Origin of the sequence: Amycolatopsis sp. cg13 (assembly GCF_041346965.1) — a bacterium.
In the GTDB taxonomy this organism is placed as follows: domain Bacteria; phylum Actinomycetota; class Actinomycetes; order Mycobacteriales; family Pseudonocardiaceae; genus Amycolatopsis.
Genome location: NZ_CP166848.1, coordinates 4,863,019 through 4,882,030, shown reverse-complemented (window position 1 = coordinate 4,882,030; position 19,012 = coordinate 4,863,019). Strand labels below are relative to the sequence as shown.

Genomic DNA, 19,012 nt, shown 5'->3' with positions numbered 1-19,012 from the left:
TGCGGGCGCTGGCTTGACTGGACTGCTTGCGGTGCTTGGATTCGTGTGGTTGCTGGGTTCGATGCGTCGCGTGGTTCGCCTGGGATCGAGCGGTTGGCGAGCCCGGTTCTGGCCGCGTCCGGTGTGGTGTCTCGGCTCCGGCGGTTCGTCTCATGTGGTGGGACGACTTCGGTCGTCCAACCGGGATTGCCGCCGATCGGCTGAGCCGCTGCCTCCGTGCGGCTCGGAACTTTCGCGATTGCCGGATTTCTTTACGGCACCTGCTCCGGTTCGGTTTGCTCTTCGCACTGCTCGGTACTGGTGCGAAAGCGGGTAGTGGCCGATCGCGATTTTTATGTGGCACGCGGTTATGCGTGATTCAGCATGAGTCCTTCTTCCGCGGCGAGCACTTCTCCGGAGAAGTTGGCGCGGGCTTCGGCCACCGAAACCGCTCGGTCGGAACCCGGCCAGAAATGCGTGAGCAGCAGCGTTCGGACATTCGCCGCCGTGGCGAGCTGCCCTGCTTCTGCGGCGGTCATCAGGTAGCGGGGGCCGTCCGGCGGTGCGCCTTGCAGGGTGGCTTCGCAGATGAGGACGTCGGCGTCGCGGGCCAGATCGGTCAGTTGCGGAGCGGGACCGGTGTCGCCCGTGTAGGCGAGGGTGTAGCTGGGTGCGGTGAGCCGGACTCCGTAATTCGGCACGTGGTGCGGCAGAAGCGCGGTGGTGAGCCGGAACGGGCCGAGATCGGTCTCAGCGCCGAGGTCGTGGAGGTCGAAGTTCTCGTCGGGGGCGGGGCTGGGCTCCATCGCGGCCAGTCGGCGCACGCTGCCGGGAGTGCAGTGCAACGGGAGCTTGCGGTCGGTCGTGTAGTGGCGGGCCCGGCCGAGTGCGCTGACGTCCGCGAGGTGGTCGGGATGCTCGTGCGTCACGACGATCGCGTCGAGCCGGTCGGCGGGGACGTGCCGGAAGAGCTGTGCGGCGGCTCCGTAGCCGAGGTCGAGCGCGACGTGGAAATCCTCGTGGGACAGCAGGAATCCGGCGCAGGCGCGGCCGGGTTCCGGCCAGGCGCCGCAGCTGCCGAGGACGGTCAGGCGGGGCATGGCGGTCATTCTGGACCTCGCCGGACCTGCCGCGCGCGGAAAATTGTCGGACCCGGCGGGTAGCGTGCGCGGGGTGCTGATCGTCTCCACTGTCAACGTCAATGGCCTCCGGGCCGCCGTCAAGAAGGGCTTCGTCGAGTGGCTGGCCGCCACTGAGGCGGATGTCGTCGCGTGTCAGGAAGTGCGGGCCGAGGCCGCGCAGCTGCCCGCGTCCGTCGTCGCGCCGGAGGGGTGGTTCGCCGCGCACGCGCCCTCGGTCGTGAAGGGCCGCAACGGGGTCTCGCTGTACAGCCGCGTCGAGCCGGACGAGGTGCGGACCGGGTTCGGCGAGCCCGAGTTCGAGGACAGCGGGCGGTACCTGGAAATGCACCTGCCCGGCGTGGTGGTGGCGAGCCTGTACCTGCCGAGCGGCGACGTCGGCACCGAGCGTCAGGACGAAAAGGAACGCTTCATGGCCGCGTTCCTGCCGTACCTGGTCGAACTGCGCGCGAAGTCGGCCGCGGAAGGCCGGGAGGTCGTCGTGGTGGGCGACTGGAACATCGCCTACGACACGGTCGACCTCAAGAACTGGCGCGGCAACCAGAAGAACTCCGGCTTCCTGCCCGAGGAACGCGAGTGGATGGGCCGCGTCTACGAGGCGGGCTACGTCGATGTCCAGCGCCGTCTCGACGCCGAGGGGCCCGGTCCGTACACGTGGTGGTCCTACCGGGGCAAGGCGTTCGACAACGACTCGGGCTGGCGCATCGACTGCCAGCTCGCGACCCCCGGTCTCGCGGAGAAGGTGACGTCCGTGGTGGTCGAACGGGCAGAGTCGTATGACCAGCGCTGGTCGGACCACGCGCCGGTCACCGCGAAGTACGACGTACCGTTCCCGGGCTGAGCCTGGGTTTCCCGCTGGTGACCAGCTGGTGAATAACCTGCTGAGAGTAGTTCGGGTTTGTTCTGCGGGGTGATTCTGTCCGGTTTCGCCGGGGTTGAGGACACTGTGCGTGGTCCCGCGAGCCGCGCACGGCGCTGACCACCGACGACACCGAGACGGCGGGGGTGCCCATGGTTACTCCCCGAGTGGGCGCTAGCCTCGGCACCCGAGTTGATCAGATCCGACAGGTCTTGACACGCTCGGTAGTTTTCTGACCAGTAGCACGTCGAGAACTCATCCTTACGGGTGAGACGCTCACTCAGAACAGTCACCTCGCGGGAGGCACTCCGGTGCGCAACCCAGGCCGGTTCGTGACACGGTCCACGCTGGCGCTTGGCCGTCCGGCGTCCGTCACCCCATTGGGGGTGCCCGGCGCGACGGCACCTCAACCGACTTCGATCCGCGACGCGGCGCAGGACGGCCGCGGTGCTTCGGCGGCAGGCCGCGTCCGGGCAGCGGCTTCGGGCCGTTCCTTGGCGGTTGCGGGCGGACGCGTCCTGGCGGTGCTGGCGACGATCCTGGTCGCGGCCGTCGGAACGGGCGCGACGGCGTTCGCGGACGACGGCGTGGTCCGCGCGGAGACGACGTCGACCGGGTTCGGAATGCTCGGACCGGTCGGCCTGGTCGCGGTGGGTTTCGGCATCATCGGAATGGCGCTGGGCGTCGTCCGGCAGCGGCGCAAGGCCCGCGCGAAGGCGATCGAGGCTGCCGCCGGGACTCTCGACGAGGAGCCGACCCGGCCGCTCGAACCGGCTCCGGCGGCGCTGCCCCTGCGGCAGTCCTAGTCGGCTGGCCGGTTCTCCGGCAGCAGCCCGGCAGCGGCGGTGAGTTTTCCCGCCAGAACCTTCAGCGGTCCCGGCGAACCGTGCTGGTTCGCGGTGCGGCCGGGCCCGAATGTTCCGGCGGTGCTGGATCGTCGGAAGCCCTCACGAGCCGTATTCGGTTCGCAGTGTGCCCGGGCGTGAAACTCGCGGCGGCGTCGAATCATCGGCAGGGACCGTGCTCGGGGCGTGGCCAGGCGTGAATCTCGCGGTGGTGCTGGATCATCGGGAGTCCCGGCGAACCGTGCCGGGTTCGCGGCGTGGCTGGGTCCGAGTCTCCCGGCGGTGCTGAGTCGTCGGCCCGGACGAACCCTGCTCAGCCAGGGGCCCGAGGCTCCCGCCAGTTCTGAAATCCCCAGAGCGGCAGCTCCTCCCCGGAAGTGAATCTTCGGACCGAGGCCGTCGAGACGTCCCGGCTGCCCCTCCGGCCGCGAACCCCCGGGGCCGCGGCACCGCCTCCTTCGCAGCCTGAAAGAATCTCGGCGTGTCCGACGAACAGAACGGGCGCCTGCGGGTGCTTTCCGGGATCCAGCCGACTGCCGACTCCTTCCACCTCGGCAACTACCTCGGCGCCCTGCGTCAGTGGGTGCGGCTGCAGGACACCCACGAGACCTTCTACTGCGTCGTCGACCTGCACGCGATCACCGTCGAGCAGGACCCGAAGGTGCTGCTCGAGCGGACGCGGCGCTCGGCCGCGCAGCTGCTCGCCATCGGGGTCGACCCGGCGCGCAGCGCGCTGTTCGTGCAGAGCCACGTGCCCGAGCACGCTCAGCTGAGCTGGGTGCTCGAATGCCAGACCGGCTTCGGCGAGGCCGGCCGCATGACGCAGTTCAAGGACAAGGCCGCCAAGCAGGGCAGCGACCACGCGAGCGTCGGCCTGTTCACCTACCCGGTCCTGATGGCCGCGGACATCCTGCTGTACCAGACCAACGCGGTGCCGGTCGGCGAGGACCAGCGGCAGCATCTCGAGCTGACCCGCAACCTCGCGCAGCGGTTCAACAGCCGGTTCGGCAAGACGTTCGTCATGCCGGAGCCGTTCATCGTCAAGGACACCGCGAAGATCTACGACCTGCAGGAACCGACGGCGAAGATGAGCAAGTCGGCGGCGACCGCCAACGGGCTCATCGAACTGCTCGAAGACCCGAAGCGCTCGGCGAAGAAGATCCGTTCCGCGGTCACCGACACCGGCCGCGAGGTCCGGTTCGACCGCGAGGAGAAAGCGGGCGTCTCCAACCTGCTCACGATCTACTCCGCGCTGACCGACCGCACCGTCGCCGACCTCGAAACCGCTTACGAGGGCAAGGGCTACGGCGACCTCAAGAAGGACCTCGCCGAGGTGCTCGTCGACTGGGTCACGCCGCTGCAGGAGAGCGTTCAGTCCTATTTGGACGATGTCGCGGAGCTGGACCGGATCCTCGCCGCGGGGGCGCGGCAGGCGCGCGAGGTCGCGTCGGCCACGCTCGCGTCGGTCTACGAGCGGATCGGGTTCCTGCCCGCGAGCTGAGCGAGGCGCACACACAACAAGTCCAGGGGGGACGGAATAGCGTGAAATTCAAAACTGGTTTGTGGCCGATCAGTGTCGCGACGCTGGTGCTGGTCACGTCGTGCGGCGGAATGTCCGGATCGGACAGCGAGAAGGCGAAGGACCCGAACGGCGACGGCCAGACCGTGCAACGGCCGGGTTATGCGAACTCGCAGTATCCGGACCCCGCTCCGATCAAGGAAAAAGCGAACCCGCAAGCGGTGCGGATCGGCGGCAAGCCGGTGATCCAGGCGTGCAACCTGCTGACTGTCGCGGACCTCGTCGCGCTCGGGATCAGGGTCGACTCGCGGCCGGACCCGAACGGGGCCACCTTCGAGCGCCGTTACCTGGTCGGCGACGGTTCGGGACCGCTGCGGTCGTCCGAAAACACCTACGCCAAGGCGCTGACCTCGGGCGTAAACCACTGTGTGTACAGCCTGCAAGACGACCAGGGCAATCAAACGCACGAGCACCTCGCGGTCGCGGTGTCCCAGCCGGCCTACGTGCCGACCGTGAACACCAAGCCCTACCTTGACGACGCGGATCCCAGCCTGACTGTCGGCCCGGTGAAGATTTTCTCCAAGCGCCGCAAGACGGATAGCCCGTCGGACGCTTCCGGCGATGCCGCGCTGGTCCTGGGAGACACGCTGGTCGATTTGGACTTCGAGCTGAAGGCAGACAAGAGCGCGGGCAAGCTGCAAGATCTCGGCAAGAAGGTCGCCGAGAACTTCGCGAAGCAGGTGAGCGCGCCGACCGGGGCGAACGTCATCGGTTACGACAGCGCGGCATTCCCGAAATCGGTCGCGCAGCCCTGCCCGATGCTCACGCCCGACGCGGTGACCCCGGCGATCGGCACCGACGCTTCGCCGATGGTCGCCGAAACCCCCGCTACCGCCGTCGGCGACATGATCATGACCAACAGCACCGAGCACAACTACGTGCAGATCGACTGCGAGCGCGGCACCGGTCACGACAACGGCATCGACCGGCGCGCGCTGCACCTGACCGCGATCAGCTTCCTCGGCGAAGACGCGGCGAAGAGCTACCTCGGATCCGCGCCGAAGGACGGCCAATCCGCGCCCGCGCAGGTCGGGGACGAGGGACAGGTAAGCAGCAAGGGGCAGACCCACGGCGAGGTGCTGTTCCGCAAAGGCCGCTTCGTGTTCAAGCTCTACCTCGCCGACCACAACGCCGCACCGGACGGCATCAGCGGCGCGGACGCGACCCGGCTGCTGGTGCCCGCCGCCCAGAAGATGATCTCCGTCTTCCACGAACAGTAACCGCGCGGGCACGCTCGCGTTGCGGGGCCCGGTCGCCGTGGTTAGCGTTTTCCGGTGGCGAAAGAGACCGGTGACAAGGAAAAGCTGCTGCCCCGGCTGCGGCGGAAGTACCCGTGGCTGGATCACCTGATCCGCGCCAACGACTCCTTCAACGAAAACTACGGCAACCATTACGCGGCGGCGATCACCTACTTCAGCGTGCTGTCGGTGTTCCCGATCTTCATGGTGGCGTTCGCGGTCGTCGGCATGGTGCTCGGGCACAACACCGCGGTGATCGACCAGATCACGCACGGGATCGACAGCTCGGTGCCGGAGGGGCTGCGCGGCCTGGTCAAGCAGATCACCGACGCGGCGCTGAAGTCCGGCAGCGGCATCGGGATCTTCGGGCTGCTGCTGGCGGCTTACTCCGGCATCGGCTGGATGGCCAACCTCCGCGACGCGCTCACCGCGCAGTGGGGCCAGGAGAAGAAGACGGAACCGTTCGTCAGCAAGACGATCAAGGACCTGCTGTCGCTGCTCGGGCTCGGGCTGGCGCTGGTCGTGTCGTTCGCGCTCACCGCGGCGGGCAGCGGTCTCGGCGAACTGCTGCTGAAGCTGGTCGGGCTGGAAGGCCAGGGGTGGGCGAAGTTCCTGCTGCACGTCGCGACGATCGTGCTCAGCCTGGTCGCCAACGCGCTGGTTTTCCTGTGGGTGATCGCGCGGCTGCCGCGGGAGCACGTCGCGCTGCGGAGCGCGGTCAAGGGCGCGCTCATCGCCGCGGTCGGATTCGTGGTCTTGCAGCAGGTCGCGACGGTCTACCTGGCGAGCGTCACGAAGTCCCCGTCGGCGGCGATCTTCGGGCCGGTGATCGGGTTGCTGGTGTTCGCGAACCTGGTGTCGCGGTTCCTGCTGCTGGTGACGGCGTGGACGGCGACTGCGCGGGAGAACCAGCGGCGCGTGGTGCAGCCGCCCGCTCCGGTGTTGCTGGAGCCGCGGGTGACGGTGCAGCACGGGCTGGGGCTCGGCTCGGTGGCGGGCGCGTTCAGCGCGGGTGCGCTGCTGGCCTGGCTAGGCAGGCGGAAGAGCTGACGCTACGCAACGAAAAGGGCCTCCTTGAGCGAATCAAGGAGGCCCTTTTTCATCGGTCGCGTTATGCGCGCGCGTTGCGCTTCCGCTGATAGCTGATGACGAACCCGGCCACGATGATCACCAGCACGACCACGGTCAGGATCCAGCCGGTCGTCCCGAACGGGTCCGGCTTCTGCGCGGACGCGGTCGTCGCGCCAGCGGGGGTGACCTGCTTGTCGGACATCGGGGCGGAGTCGGCGCTCAACGACTGGTAGGCGATCTGGCCGACCGGCTGCGCGCCGTTCTTCTCCAGCGCGAAGCCGTAGTCGAGCAGTTTCGCCGCCTGGTCGACCACCTTCGTCGGCCGCTGTTCGGCGCGCATCATCACGATCGCGAGGCGGTGGCCGTCGCGCGCCGCGCCGCCGACGTACGTGTGCCGCGCGTCGTCGGTGAAGCCCGTTTTCCCGCCGAGGAAACCGGGATACACGCCGAGCAGCTTGTTGTCGTTGAACACCGGAATCGGCGGCTTCCCGTCAATCGCCGGGATCGTGAAATTCTTCGTCGCCACCACCTTGGCGAATTCCGGCTGCTTCATCGCGTAGTGGAAGACGAGGCTCAGGTCGTACGCCGAGGTCGACATGCCCGGTCCGTCGAGGCCGGACGGGGTCGCCGCGCGGGTGTCGGTCGCGCCGATGCGGGCGGCGAGCGCGTTCATCTTCGCGACCGCCGCGTCGGCGCCGCCCAGCGCGGTCGCGAAGGCGTGCGCCACGTCGTTGCCCGAGTGCATCAGCAGGCCGTGCAGCAGCTGGTCAACCGTGTAGTGCCCGCCCGCGGTGATGCCGACGCAGGTGCACTCCTGCTCGGCGTCCTCCTTGGTCGGCACGATGATCTGCTCGGGCTTCATCTCGGTGACCACCACGAGCGCCAGCAGCGTCTTGATCAGCGACGCGGGCCGCTCCCGCGCGTGCGGATCCTTCGCCGCGACGACCGCGCCGGTGTCGAGGTCCTGCAGGACCCACGACGCCGAGGTATCGCCAGGGGGCAGCGCGGGCGCGCCCGGCGGGAGGATCGGGCCGCAGCCGCCAAGACGGTCGCCGCCGACCGGCTGGGCGGGCATCGGAAGCGGCGGCGGGACGGTCTGGCCCGGCTTCGGCTTCTCCGAGGTGTCCACCGGGGCCGGCGGCGCGGCGTGCTCGGTGCATTGCTCCGCCGACGCCGGGGCGGCGAGGGCGACAGGCGCGGCGACGGCTACGAGGGCTGCGGCGAGTGGCGCGGCGAATGCTCGCAGCGACCGGGCGAAAGCAGGGTGCACCCACGCAATCTAGCGCCGATGGTCCGGCGGCATACTCGAGACATGCGCATTTCACGAGGTACAGCGATGGCCTTGTTCGCTTTCGGCATCTGGTCCTGGATCATTTGGATCACGTTCGCGAAGAATCTGTGGGCCAGCAACCAGTCCTGGGCGGCCGACGGTTCACCCACTGGGTACTTCATCGTGCACGCGATCCTGACGGTGGTCTCGTTCGTGCTCGGCACCGCCATCGGGGTGCTCGGCTGGCGCGGCATCCGGGCGACGTCGAAGGAACGCGCGAACACCTGATGCGGGGATGAGTCCTTTGGTCGGTAGCGAGCGCGTCCGGGCTGGCTTAGTTTCGGGCGACCGACCATGGAGGCTAAATGTCCCGTTTACGTCGATTGCTCGTCCCGATCGCGGTGGCCGGGGTCGCCGCCGGAGCGGTGGCCGTGCCCGCGTCCGCCGCGCCCGCGCCGTCGTGTGACACCACCAGCGCCCAGTACAGCTACGTCGTGCTGTACCAACCGGGCGAGAAGCAACGTTCGGTCGACGCGGAGCTGAGCGCCAAGTGCGGCAAGCGGATCGCGTACTACCCGGAGATCGGCGTCGCGGTCGCCAGCTCGCGCAACGCGGACTTCGCCGACCGGCTCGGAGTGAAGCGGGCCTACTCGGCGGGCAAGGACGTCGCCGCGAAGGCCGCCGCCCGCGCCGGATTGCGCTCGGCGATCGGAATGCTGGAGCAGACCGAGAGCATCGCCGCCGGTGACGATTTGTCGACACAGCAGTGGGACATGCGCGCGATCCACGCTCCCGAGGCGAACAAGATCAACCCGGGTTCGCGGTCGGTCACCGTCGGCGTGCTGGATTCCGGAATCGACGCCAAGCACCCCGCGCTCGCGCATGCGGTAGACGCGCAGGCTTCAACCGGCTGTGTCACCGGCGCACCGGACGCGTCCTCGTGGACGCCGACGAACTCCGATCACGGCACGCACGTCGCGGGCACCATCGCGGGCAAGGACGTTAAGCGCGGCTTCACCGGCATCGCGCCGGGCGTGCGCTTGGCCTCGGTGAAGGTGGTGAACGACGACGGCTACATCTTCCCGGAGGCGGCCGTCTGCGGCTTCGTTTGGGCCGGACAGCACGGTTTCCAGGTGACGAACAACAGCTACTACATCGACCCCGGGATGTTCTACTGCCGCAACGAAGCGGGCGACGCTGCCGCGTACGAGGCCGTACGGCGCGCTGTCACTTACTCGACGCAGCGCGGGACTCTCAACATCGCTGCAGCGGGCAACTCCGGCTTCGATGTGCGTACGCAGACTGTGGACCCGAACCGTCCACACAAGATTGACTCTTCGTGCGGCATCCTGCCGAAGGCGATCGACGGTGTGGTGACGGTGTCTGCGGTTGGTTACGCGGGTACGAAGGCTTACTACTCCAACTACGGCTCGGTCACGGTCACCGCGCCGGGCGGGGATTCGGGACAGAAGCCGCCGGCCGGGGAAGGCGCGGGCTGCCCGCTGTCGACGGTCTTCAATGGCGCTTACGGCACCAAGTGCGGCACGTCGATGGCTTCCCCGCATGCGGCCGGGGTTGCGGCTTTGCTGGCTTCCACGCATCGGAATGCACCGCCGCGCGCTTTGACGGCTTTGCTTACCGCGGAGGCGGATCCGGTGGCTTGCGATGTTTCGGCGTGTGAAGGGCCGAAGCAGAACAACTCGTATTACGGGCGCGGTTTGGTGAACGCGCTGGACGCAGTTCACTGACGTACGTGAGGGGAACCCTGAGGGAATCAGATTCCCTCAGGGTTCCCCTCACGTACTATCCGGCGGGGCGCAGGGAGACTGGTGGGCGGGGGCGGACCGCGGCGGCACGGTACGCGTCGCTGAGCTCGTTCAGAACTGCTTTTGGCTGCGGTGCGCAGACGGGACGGCAAAGTCTGCACAACAGTGATGCCAAGCGCCGCGTAGCGAGTGTTCCGATGCAACGTTCGCGCATAGTCGGCCGAACGAAAGTGAAATTCCACCGAGTCGATCTCCCAGGCCAGCCCGACATCGTCCCACCAGAAGTCAGGGCGCCCTGCGTACTGACCCGTATGGTCGTAAAGCGCGACATTCTGATGTGTTGGCTGGTTCAGAAGACTCGTCGCCACTTTCTGGGCTTCGGCTTCGGCGACTGACCGGATGTCCGACCATTCGGCGAGAAGCCGCCGGGGGATCGCGGTCCCCCGTTTGGTGCCGCGGTCCAGCTCTTCTGCCAGGGCTTGCGGCGAGCAACCTCCTCGCTGGACCGATTCGATCAGGATCCGGTTGACGAGCTCGGGGTCGCGTATCCGCCGGACCACATCCGTGGTGGCTCTGACCAGGGGCGCGAGCGGGACGCCAGCGCGCAGCCACGGTGCCGGGAGAAACCTCGTCCGTTCGATGGTCACGAACTCAGAGCTGTTCAGCTTCTGTCGATGCGGAACCAGCAGATGGATGTGCCGCGGGCCGTCCGGGGCCGGAAGACGCAGGCCGTACCGAAGGCAAGCTTCTTCGCCGGTGACGATCGCTGATTCGCCCGCGTACAACAAGGCCGCGTGCACCAACTGGTCCGGCGTGGGGTCGTTGTTGTGCAGGAGGATGACTCCGGGCAACAGTCGTCGCCATGGTCCGCCGGGCAGGCATCTTCGATAGATGACTCGGCTGTTCATGCCCAGTGATTTCAACGTCACCGCGCGGATAGCTTGATGGGTACTGTGCTGCGCGAGCATTTCAGGGTGGGTGGCCCAGCGGCCTCGTTGTTTCACCCAGTTAATGCTGCCGCGCCCGGCGGGACTTCGGGGCTGCCCAGGGCTGATCTGTGGACAATACGCCGACTTGTGGACACCTCGGCTAAAAAGCCGTGAGGGGAACCCTCAGGGAATCAGATTCCCTGAGGGTTCCCCTCACGTACCGTCAAAAATCAGACGCGCTTGAAAAGCAGCGCCCGCTTCACTTCCTGAATCGCCTTCGTCACCTGGATCCCGCGCGGGCAGGCGTCGGTGCAGTTGAACGTCGTGCGGCAGCGCCACACGCCTTCGCCGTCGTTCAGGATGTCCAGCCGCTCTTCGGCACCCTCGTCGCGGGAGTCGAAGATGAAGCGGTGGGCGTTCACGATCGCCGCCGGGCCGAAGTACGAGCCGTCGTTCCAGTAGACCGGGCAGGACGACGTGCAGCAGGCGCACAGGATGCACTTGGTGGTGTCGTCGAAGCGGTTGCGGTCGGCCTGGGACTGGATCCGCTCGCGGGTCGGCTCGTTGCCGTAGGTGATCAGGTACGGCTTGATCGCCCGGTACGCCTCGAAGAACGGGTCCATGTCGACGTAGAGGTCCTTCAACGTCGTCAGGCCCTTGATCGGGGCGATGGTGATCTCGGTCTTCTTGCCGTTCTTCTCGAGCAGGTCCTTCAGCAGCACCTTGCAGGCCAACCGGTTGATCCCGTTGATCTGCATCGCGTCCGAACCGCACACGCCGTGCGCGCACGAGCGGCGGAAGGAGAACGTGCCGTCGATGTAGTCCTTCACGTAGAACAGCAGGTTCAGCACGCGGTCGGTCGGCTGCGCAGGGACGTCGTAGGACTCCCAGTGCGGCTCCTGGTCGACCTCCGGGTTGAACCGCAGGATCTTCAGCGTGACCTGGATCGGCGTGTGCTCGTCGGACGCCTTGGCGGAGGGCGCCTCTGGGGTGGCCGTCGTCATCAGTACTTCCGCTCCATCGGTTCGTAGCGGGTGAAGGTGACCGGCTTGTAGTCGAGCCGGATGTCGGCCGACAGCCCCTCGCCCTGCTTGTAGGCCATGGTGTGCCGCATGAAGTTCGTGTCGTCGCGGTTCGGGTAGTCCTCGCGGGCGTGGCCGCCGCGGGACTCCTTGCGCGCGATCGCGCCGACGACCAGCACCTCGGCCAGCTCCAGCAGGAAGCCGAGCTCGACGGCCTCGAGCAGGTCGGTGTTGTACCGCTTGCCCTTGTCCGCCACGGTGATCCGCTGGTAGCGCTCCTTGAGCGCCTGGATGTCGGTCAGCGCCTGCTTCAGCGTGTCCTCGGTGCGGTACACCGACGCGTGCGAGTCCATCGTCTGCTGCATTTCCTTGCGGATGTCGGCGACGCGCTCGTCGCCGTGCTCCGACAGCAGCAGCTCCAGCTGTTCCTCGACCAGCGTGGTCGGGCTCTCCGGGAGCTCGACGTGGTCGTGCGCCAGCGCGTACTCCGCGGCGGCGATGCCCGCGCGGCGGCCGAACACGTTGATGTCCAGCAGCGAGTTCGTGCCCAGCCGGTTCGAACCGTGCACGGACACGCACGCGACCTCGCCCGCGGCGTACAGGCCCGGGATGACGTGCTCGTTGTCGCGCAGCGCCTCGCCGTGGATGTTCGTCGGGATGCCGCCCATGACGTAGTGGCACGTCGGGAACACCGGCACCGGCTCCTTGACCGGGTCGACGCCAAGGTAGGTGCGGGAGAACTCGGTGATGTCCGGCAGCTTGGTCTCGAGGACCTCGACCGGCAGGTGGGTCACGTCGAGGACGACGTAGTCCTTGTTCGGCCCGCAGCCGCGGCCCTGCAGCACCTCCTGGACCATCGACCGGGCGACGATGTCGCGCGGCGCGAGGTCCTTGATGGTGGGGGCGTAGCGCTCCATGAACCGTTCGCCGTCGGCGTTGCGGAGGATGCCGCCCTCGCCGCGCACCGCCTCGGAGATCAGGATGCCGAGGCCGGCGAGGCCGGTCGGGTGGAACTGGAAGAACTCCATGTCCTCCAGCGGAAGGCCCTTGCGGAAGATGATGCCGAGGCCGTCGCCGGTCAGGGTGTGCGCGTTCGAAGTGGTCTTGAAGATCTTGCCCGCGCCGCCGGTGGCGAACACGATCGACTTCGCCTGGAACACGTGCAGTTCGCCGGTGGCCAGCTCGTAGGCGACCACGCCGGAGGCGACCGGGTTGCCGTCCTCGCCCTCGGACAGGACCAGGTCGAGCACGTAGAACTCGTTGAAGAACTCGGTGCCGTGCTTGACGCAGTTTTGGTACAGCGTCTGGAGAATCATGTGCCCGGTGCGGTCCGCGGCGTAGCAGGCGCGGCGCACCGCGGCCTTGCCGTGGTCGCGGGTGTGCCCGCCGAACCGGCGCTGGTCGATCTTGCCCTCGGGCGTCCGGTTGAACGGAAGGCCCATCTTCTCCAGGTCGAGGACGGCGTCGATGGCCTCCTTGGCCATGATCTCCGCGGCGTCCTGGTCGACCAGGTAGTCACCGCCCTTGACGGTGTCGAAGGTGTGCCACTCCCAGTTGTCCTCTTCGACGTTGGCCAGCGCGGCGCACATGCCGCCCTGCGCCGCGCCGGTGTGGGAGCGGGTCGGGTACAGCTTGGTGAGGACCGCGGTGCGGGCGCGCTGACCGGACTCGATGGCCGCGCGCATGCCGGCGCCGCCCGCGCCGACGATCACCACGTCGTACTTGTGGAACTGCATAGGGAAAGACTCCGCTAGCTAGTGGTGGGTGCGCCTTAGGAGGCAGGCATCTCGGGGTCGAACGTGAAGATCACCATCGTGCCGACGGCCAGGATGAGCGCCATCGAGACGTACAGCAGGATCTTCAGCCAGAACCGGGTGGAGTCCTTGCGCGCGTAGTCGTCGATGATCGTGCGCAGGCCGTTGCCGCCGTGGATCTCGGCGAGCCACAGCATCGCCAGGTCCCAGAACTGCCAGAACGGCGAGGCCCAGCGGCCGGCGACGAAGCCCCAGTTGATGCGGTGCACGCCGCCGTCGAGGATGTTCATGATGAACAGGTGGCCCAGCACCAGGATGATCAGCGCGAGCCCGGAGATGCGCATGAACAGCCAGCTGTAGAGCTCGAAGTTGCTGCGCCGGGCGGACGGGCGCCGCGGCGAGCGCGGCTTGTCGAGGATCAGAGCGTCGGCCATGGGATCAGGCACCCCCGAAAAGCGTCTCGACGGTGCGCTTCAGCATGAAGAACGCACCCGGAACCATCACGACCACCCACACGACGCCGATGACCCAGAGCATCGTCTTCTGGTACTTCGGGCCCTTGGCCCAGAAGTCGACCAGCAGGACGCGCAGCCCGTTGAGCGCGTGGAACAGCACCGCGCCGACAAGGCCGACCTCGAGCAGGTTCACGATCGGCGTCTTGTACGTCTCGATGACCTGGTCGTAGGTGTTCGGCGACACGCGCACGAGCGCGGTGTCGAGCACGTGCACGAACAGGAAGAAAAAGGTCAGCACGCCGGTGATGCGGTGAAGCACCCAGGACCACATGCCGGGGTCGCCCCGGTAGAAAGTTCCCTGCCGGCGTGAGGCACCCGCCCGATCGCTAGCTCCTGCCCCGCTTTCGGTGGCAGTGCTCGCCGTGGTGGACATCGGTGAACGGCCTCCAACGTCATGACTGTCGTGCCCGGGTGACCGGTGAGGTCCGCACCCGCGGCCGGGGTCGGTCCACTGGGGACAACTCCGGCGACGGTGCCGAGATCAGGGGCCATCGAGCGTGGATGCATGGATGCTAGACCCGACCCATACGCGCGGCTCACCTCCGGGTTCCTCTCTGTGACAGACCAGACACCGGTGACCACGGCAGACCACTCGGACGTGTGGTCTGGAGCACGTCTGAGCTGTCCGTGCTCGGGGACTTACGCCGAGCTCTGCCGGGCCGATGCGGGTGGCGGGGCGAAGGTACGTGAGGGGAACCCTGAGGGACTCTGATTCCCTCAGGGTTCCCCTCACGTACTCGCCGAGACGCCCTCACGAGCATGAATCGGGCATTTCGCCACCTTGGGTGTCCTTTGTGGATGGCGGGCGGTTTGAGACCGCTCGGCTGAAGTCCCTGGCAGGGGAATCGACGTCGGGAAGGGGCCCTTCGTGGACGCTGGCTGGTTTCACGGACCTTTCCCGGGCGAAAGCGAGGCCACAGTGAGTGACCGCGGCGGGCGGCGGGGCGGCAGTTGATCACGGTCGGCGCCGGATTGGTCGCGGATCGAGCCTCCGAGTAAACGTTTGTGTTACGTAGCGTGCCGTTCCTATGGCGGTTACCCGGCGGTTGGGTACGGTCTGCCAGTTGAGCCCGGCGACCGTGACCGGGCCGTTCCTGGATCGTCCGCTGGATCAGCGGGGAGGGAGACACACGTTGCGTCGCATGCGTGGAACCGCGCTGGCCGCCGCGACCATGGCTGGGGTGCTTGCACTGGCCGGGTGCGCGAAGGACACCGGGGGAAGCAACAACAACGCGTCCGGTTCGGACGGCAATTCGGGCTCTAACTGCATCACCGCCCCGAAGCCGCCCGCCGCTCCGGCCGCCGCCACGAGCAGCAGCGCCGCCTCGGGCAAGGTCGACGGCAGCAAGCTGAAGGTCGGCCTTGCCTTCGACGTCGGCGGTCGCGGTGACGCTTCCTTTAACGACGCGGCCGCCGCGGGCACCGACCGGGCGAAGTCCGACCTCGGCGTCCCGACCGTCAACGAGAGCACCGCGAGCGCGAGCGAGAGCGAAGCCGCCAAGCAGCAGCGTCTCGAGCAGATGGCGCAGCAGGGCCTGAACCCGATCGTCGCGGTCGGTTTCGCCTACGCGCAGTCGGTCAAGGCCGTCGCCACGAAGTACCCGAACACCAAGTTCGCGATCGTCGACGACGACTCGATCACCTTGCCGAACGTCACGCCGCTGGTCTTCGCCGAGGAGCAGGGCTCGTTCCTGGCCGGCGTCGCCGCCGCGTACAAGAGCAAGAAGTGCCACGTCGGCTTCGTCGGCGGCGTGAACACCCCGCTGATCCAGAAGTTCGAGGCGGGCTTCCTGCAGGGCGCGAAGGCCGTTTCGAGCAAGATCAAGGTCGAGGACGAGTACCTGACGCCGGCCGGCGACTTCTCCGGTTTCCAGGACCCGCCGAAGGGCAACGCGAAGGCCGCCGCCGAGATCTCGCGCGGCGCGGACGTCGTCTACCACGCCGCCGGCGCCTCCGGTAAGGGCGTGTTCGACGCGGCCAAGCAGAACAACGCGCTGGCCATCGGTGTCGACTCCGACCAGTACAACCAGAAGACGGTCGCCGCCGACAAGGACATCATCATCACCTCGATGATCAAGCGCGTCGACGTCGCGGTGTTCGAGTACCTGCAGGCCGTCGCGAAGGGCGACCTGAGCACGGTGCCGAAGCGCTTCGACCTCAAGTCCGACGGCGTCGGCTATTCCACCTCCGGTGGCAAGGTCGACGACATCAAGGACGTGCTCGACGGGTACAAGGCCCAGATCGTGTCCGGCGCCATCACGGTTTCGGACAAGCCGGCCAAGTAACGCTCACGACGCGGCAGGGCTCGGAAGGATCTTCCTTCCGGGCCCTCACGCGTTTCGACAGAACGGGATGTCCCCTCCGATGACCGAGATCGAGGCCGAAGCCGTCCCCGACCGGGGCGTGCCGGCCGTCCAGTTGACCGGGATCACCAAGCGGTTCCCCGGCGTCGTCGCGAACTCCGACGTCAACCTCACCGTCGCGGCGGGCGAGGTGCACGCGCTGTGCGGCGAGAACGGCGCGGGCAAGTCGACCCTGATGAAGATCCTCTACGGGATGCAGCAGCCCGACGAGGGCAGCATCGCCATCAACGGCGCCGAGGTGAAACTGCGCAACCCGCAGGACGCCATCCGCACCGGGATCGGCATGGTGCACCAGCACTTCATGCTCGCCGACAACCTGACCGTCGCGGAAAACGTGTTCCTCGGCGCGGAGGCGCTGCACGGCATCGGCCGCGCGGCGCGGGCGCGGCTGGCGGAACTGTCGAAGCGGACCGGGCTGCACGCGAAGCCGGACGCGCTGCTGGAGGAACTCGGCGTCGCCGACCGCCAGCGCGTCGAGATCGTCAAAGTCCTTTACCGGGGCGCGAAAATCATCATCCTCGACGAGCCGACCGCCGTGCTCGTGCCGCAGGAAGTGGACGCGCTCTTCGCCACCGTCCGCGAGATGCAGGCCGACGGGTACACGTTCCTCTTCATCTCGCACAAGCTCGACGAGGTGCGCGCGATCGCCGACACGGTCACCGTGATCCGGCGCGGCACCACGGTCGGCACCGCGGATCCGAAGAAGATCACCAGCCGCGAGCTGGCCGAGATGATGGTCGGTTCGGAGCTGCCGAGCCCGGAGACGCGCGAGTCGACGGTAACCGACCGCGAGGTCCTTCAGGTACGCGAGTTGCGGCTGTCCGCCGAAGGCTCCGAGCGCAACGTGCTGGACCACATCTCCTTCACCGTGCACGCGGGCGAGGTGCTCGGCATCGCGGGCGTCGAGGGCAACGGCCAGACCGAACTGGTCGAGACGATCATGGGAATGCGCAAGGCGAGCGGCGGCCACATCGAGCTGACTCCGCCGGACGGCAAGACGCACGATCTGGTCAAGCTGGGCACGCTCGCCCGGCGTGAGGCGGGCATCGGCTACATCGCCGAGGACCGCACGCGGCACAGTCTGCTGCTCACGCAACCGTTGTGGGTCAACCGGATTCTCGGTTACCAGACGCGCGAACCGGTGTCCGGCGGGCAACTGCTCAACATCGCGGGCGCGCGCGAGGACACCGAGCGGATCGTGCGCGAGTACGACGTCCGCACGCCCGGCATCGACGTTCCGGCGGCCGCGTTGTCCGGCGGTAACCAGCAGAAGCTGATCGTCGGGCGCGAGCTGTCCGGGAACCCGGTGCTGCTGATCGCTTCGCACCCGACGCGCGGCGTCGACGTCGGCGCGCAGGCGTTGATCTGGGAACAGATCCGCCAGGCGCGCGCGGACGGCCTCGCCGTGCTGCTGATCTCGGCGGACCTCGACGAGCTGATCGGGCTGTCCGACACCATTCGCGTGATGCTGCGCGGACGGCTCGTGAGCGAGGCCAACCCCGCCACCGTTACTCCGCAGGAACTCGGTTCCGCCATGACCGGCGCCGAAGAAGGTGAAGACTCATGAGTTCGTGGCGCACGCGGCTTCTGCCGCCTCTGCTCGCGATCGCGTTCGCAGTGATCCTGTCCGCGATCGCGCTCGTCATCTCCGGCGCCGACCCGTTGCAGGCGTACGGGACGATGATCGGCCAGCTGTTCAAGGGCTCCACCGCGGTCGACACGGTGAACCTCGCGACGGTGTACTACCTGTCCGGCCTCGCCGTGGCGATCGGGTTCCAGATGAACCTGTTCAACATCGGCGTCGAGGGCCAGTACCGGTTCGCCGCGGTGGTCGCCGCGATCATCGGCGGGGCGCTGCAGCTGCCGCCGGTCATCCACACCATCGTGATCCTGCTGGTGGCCATCGTTTCCGGCGCGCTGTACGCGACGATCCCGGCGGTGCTCAAGGTGACTCGCGGCGTCAGCGAGGTCATCTCGACGATCATGCTGAACTCGATCGTCGCCGGCATCATCGCGTTCCTCATCAACGCCGACCAGTTCGGCGTGCAGACCGGCAACAACATCGGGACCAGGGTGATCGCGCCGTCCGGCCGGATCCCGGGCATCCCGCTCGGGTCGGGCACGCTGTTCGGGTTCGTGTTCATCGCGGTCGTAATCGGCGCGGCGTACTGGTTCATGTTGAACCGCACCAGGTTCGGCTTCGAGCTGAAGGCGAGCGGCGAGTCCTCGACGGCCGCCGCGGCCGGTGGCGTGAGCGCGAAGAAGATGACGCTCATCGCGATGCTGCTTTCCGGTGCGGTGGCCGGTCTGGTCGCCATGCCGGAACTGCTCGGCCGCGACTACAGCTACGGCATCACCGCGACCCAGATGTACGGCTTCACCGGCATCGCGGTCGCGCTGCTCGGCCGCAACCACCCCGGCGGCATCGCGTTCGGCGCGCTGCTGTGGGCGTTCCTCGACACCTCCGCGGTGTCGCTGGAGCAGATCAACGTATCCAAGGAAATCGCGACGATCATGCAGGGCATCATCGTGCTCTCGGTCGTCGTGGCGTACGAGATCGTGCGCCGGGCCGACCTCGCCGCGGAACAGCGAAGGGTCGGCAGGGCGCTCGCCGGCAACGGCCGCAAGGGCGCCTCGGTCGCGGAAGGCGGTGCGGTGTGACCACCACGACGGAGTTCTCCCG

General features: G+C 67.6%; 17 protein-coding genes. 10 read left to right on the top strand and 7 right to left on the bottom strand.

Annotation, left to right across the window (positions count from 1 at the left end; genetic code table 11):
• Positions 1-347 precede the first annotated feature (347 nt).
• Positions 348-1,079, bottom strand: a complete 732-nt coding sequence (locus tag AB5I40_RS22405; protein ID WP_370932096.1) for an MBL fold metallo-hydrolase — start codon at positions 1,077-1,079, stop codon at positions 348-350.
• A 64-nt stretch (positions 1,080-1,143) separates the two neighbouring features.
• Between AB5I40_RS22405 and AB5I40_RS22400 the strand changes: the two genes are divergently transcribed.
• The 5 genes from AB5I40_RS22400 (at position 1,144) to yhjD (ending at position 6,689) form a co-directional block, all read left to right on the top strand.
• On the top strand, positions 1,144-1,959 hold the full coding sequence (locus AB5I40_RS22400) for an exodeoxyribonuclease III (protein WP_370940577.1): 816 nt from the start codon (positions 1,144-1,146) through the stop codon (positions 1,957-1,959).
• A 329-nt stretch (positions 1,960-2,288) separates the two neighbouring features.
• The gene (locus AB5I40_RS22395; protein ID WP_370932095.1) at positions 2,289-2,783 is read left to right on the top strand and encodes a hypothetical protein; all 495 of its coding nucleotides are present in this window, start codon (positions 2,289-2,291) and stop codon (positions 2,781-2,783) included.
• Positions 2,784-3,303: 520 nt separating this feature from the next.
• A complete protein-coding gene (gene trpS / locus AB5I40_RS22390) occupies positions 3,304-4,323 on the top strand; it encodes a tryptophan--tRNA ligase (protein WP_370932094.1) in 1,020 nt (339 codons plus the stop codon).
• A gap of 41 nt (positions 4,324-4,364) precedes the next feature.
• The gene (locus AB5I40_RS22385; RefSeq protein ID WP_370932093.1) at positions 4,365-5,621 is read left to right on the top strand and encodes a hypothetical protein; all 1,257 of its coding nucleotides are present in this window, start codon (positions 4,365-4,367) and stop codon (positions 5,619-5,621) included.
• A gap of 54 nt (positions 5,622-5,675) precedes the next feature.
• Positions 5,676-6,689 carry an inner membrane protein YhjD gene (yhjD, locus tag AB5I40_RS22380; RefSeq protein WP_370932092.1) on the top strand — a complete coding sequence of 338 codons (1,014 nt, stop codon included), beginning with the start codon at positions 5,676-5,678 and terminating at the stop codon, positions 6,687-6,689.
• Between the two features lie 61 nt (positions 6,690-6,750).
• Here the strand turns inward: yhjD and AB5I40_RS22375 are convergent, their stop codons facing one another.
• Positions 6,751-7,980 carry a D-alanyl-D-alanine carboxypeptidase family protein gene (locus AB5I40_RS22375; RefSeq protein ID WP_370932091.1) on the bottom strand — a complete coding sequence of 410 codons (1,230 nt, stop codon included), beginning with the start codon at positions 7,978-7,980 and terminating at the stop codon, positions 6,751-6,753.
• A gap of 42 nt (positions 7,981-8,022) precedes the next feature.
• Here AB5I40_RS22375 and AB5I40_RS22370 point away from each other — a divergent pair, with 42 nt between their 5' ends.
• Together AB5I40_RS22370 and AB5I40_RS22365 are read left to right on the top strand one after the other, a co-directional pair.
• Positions 8,023-8,268, top strand: coding sequence for an SCO4848 family membrane protein (locus AB5I40_RS22370; protein WP_081654961.1), 246 nt, complete (start codon positions 8,023-8,025; stop codon positions 8,266-8,268).
• 77 nt (positions 8,269-8,345) lie between these two features.
• Positions 8,346-9,728, top strand: a complete 1,383-nt coding sequence (locus AB5I40_RS22365; protein WP_370932090.1) for a S8 family serine peptidase — start codon at positions 8,346-8,348, stop codon at positions 9,726-9,728.
• Positions 9,729-9,754: 26 nt separating this feature from the next.
• Here AB5I40_RS22365 and AB5I40_RS22360 read toward each other — a convergent pair whose 3' ends face one another.
• The 5 genes from AB5I40_RS22360 to sdhC form a co-directional block, all read right to left on the bottom strand.
• Complete coding sequence (locus AB5I40_RS22360) at positions 9,755-10,750, bottom strand: hypothetical protein (protein WP_370932089.1); 996 nt, start codon at positions 10,748-10,750, stop codon at positions 9,755-9,757.
• 155 nt (positions 10,751-10,905) lie between these two features.
• The gene (locus AB5I40_RS22355) at positions 10,906-11,679 is read right to left on the bottom strand and encodes a succinate dehydrogenase iron-sulfur subunit (protein ID WP_344270596.1); all 774 of its coding nucleotides are present in this window, start codon (positions 11,677-11,679) and stop codon (positions 10,906-10,908) included.
• Complete coding sequence (gene sdhA / locus AB5I40_RS22350; RefSeq protein ID WP_370932088.1) at positions 11,679-13,433, bottom strand: succinate dehydrogenase flavoprotein subunit; 1,755 nt, start codon at positions 13,431-13,433, stop codon at positions 11,679-11,681. Before sdhA ends, AB5I40_RS22355 begins: the two co-directional genes overlap by 1 nt.
• A gap of 35 nt (positions 13,434-13,468) precedes the next feature.
• Complete coding sequence (locus AB5I40_RS22345) at positions 13,469-13,885, bottom strand: succinate dehydrogenase hydrophobic membrane anchor subunit (RefSeq protein WP_037712346.1); 417 nt, start codon at positions 13,883-13,885, stop codon at positions 13,469-13,471.
• 4 nt (positions 13,886-13,889) lie between these two features.
• Positions 13,890-14,339: a succinate dehydrogenase, cytochrome b556 subunit gene (gene sdhC / locus AB5I40_RS22340; RefSeq protein ID WP_078870582.1), complete on the bottom strand. Its 450-nt coding sequence runs from the start codon at positions 14,337-14,339 to the stop codon at positions 13,890-13,892.
• Positions 14,340-15,108: 769 nt separating this feature from the next.
• Here sdhC and AB5I40_RS22335 point away from each other — a divergent pair.
• From AB5I40_RS22335 to AB5I40_RS22325, 3 genes are all read left to right on the top strand, one after another.
• Positions 15,109-16,251 carry a BMP family ABC transporter substrate-binding protein gene (locus tag AB5I40_RS22335; RefSeq protein ID WP_354742347.1) on the top strand — a complete coding sequence of 381 codons (1,143 nt, stop codon included), beginning with the start codon at positions 15,109-15,111 and terminating at the stop codon, positions 16,249-16,251.
• A 79-nt stretch (positions 16,252-16,330) separates the two neighbouring features.
• Positions 16,331-17,896: an ABC transporter ATP-binding protein gene (locus AB5I40_RS22330; protein ID WP_370932087.1), complete on the top strand. Its 1,566-nt coding sequence runs from the start codon at positions 16,331-16,333 to the stop codon at positions 17,894-17,896.
• Positions 17,893-18,990, top strand: a complete 1,098-nt coding sequence (locus tag AB5I40_RS22325; RefSeq protein ID WP_370932086.1) for an ABC transporter permease — start codon at positions 17,893-17,895, stop codon at positions 18,988-18,990. Before AB5I40_RS22330 ends, AB5I40_RS22325 begins: the two co-directional genes overlap by 4 nt.
• Positions 18,991-19,012: the final 22 nt, after the last annotated feature.

What these genes read in the sequence shown, in the direction of transcription:
- AB5I40_RS22335 (WP_354742347.1), top strand. Translation starts at nt 15,109, where the DNA reads ATGCGTGGAACCGCGCTGGCCGCCGCGACCATGGCTGGGGTGCTTGCA.
- AB5I40_RS22365 (WP_370932090.1), top strand. Translation starts at nt 8,346, where the DNA reads ATGTCCCGTTTACGTCGATTGCTCGTCCCGATCGCGGTGGCCGGGGTC.
- AB5I40_RS22370 (WP_081654961.1), top strand. Translation starts at nt 8,023, where the DNA reads ATGCGCATTTCACGAGGTACAGCGATGGCCTTGTTCGCTTTCGGCATC.
- sdhA (WP_370932088.1), bottom strand. Translation starts at nt 13,433, where the DNA reads ATGCAGTTCCACAAGTACGACGTGGTGATCGTCGGCGCGGGCGGCGCC.
- AB5I40_RS22355 (WP_344270596.1), bottom strand. Translation starts at nt 11,679, where the DNA reads ATGACGACGGCCACCCCAGAGGCGCCCTCCGCCAAGGCGTCCGACGAG.
- AB5I40_RS22325 (WP_370932086.1), top strand. Translation starts at nt 17,893, where the DNA reads ATGAGTTCGTGGCGCACGCGGCTTCTGCCGCCTCTGCTCGCGATCGCG.
- sdhC (WP_078870582.1), bottom strand. Translation starts at nt 14,339, where the DNA reads ATGTCCACCACGGCGAGCACTGCCACCGAAAGCGGGGCAGGAGCTAGC.
- AB5I40_RS22345 (WP_037712346.1), bottom strand. Translation starts at nt 13,885, where the DNA reads ATGGCCGACGCTCTGATCCTCGACAAGCCGCGCTCGCCGCGGCGCCCG.
- AB5I40_RS22405 (WP_370932096.1), bottom strand. Translation starts at nt 1,079, where the DNA reads ATGCCCCGCCTGACCGTCCTCGGCAGCTGCGGCGCCTGGCCGGAACCC.
- AB5I40_RS22330 (WP_370932087.1), top strand. Translation starts at nt 16,331, where the DNA reads ATGACCGAGATCGAGGCCGAAGCCGTCCCCGACCGGGGCGTGCCGGCC.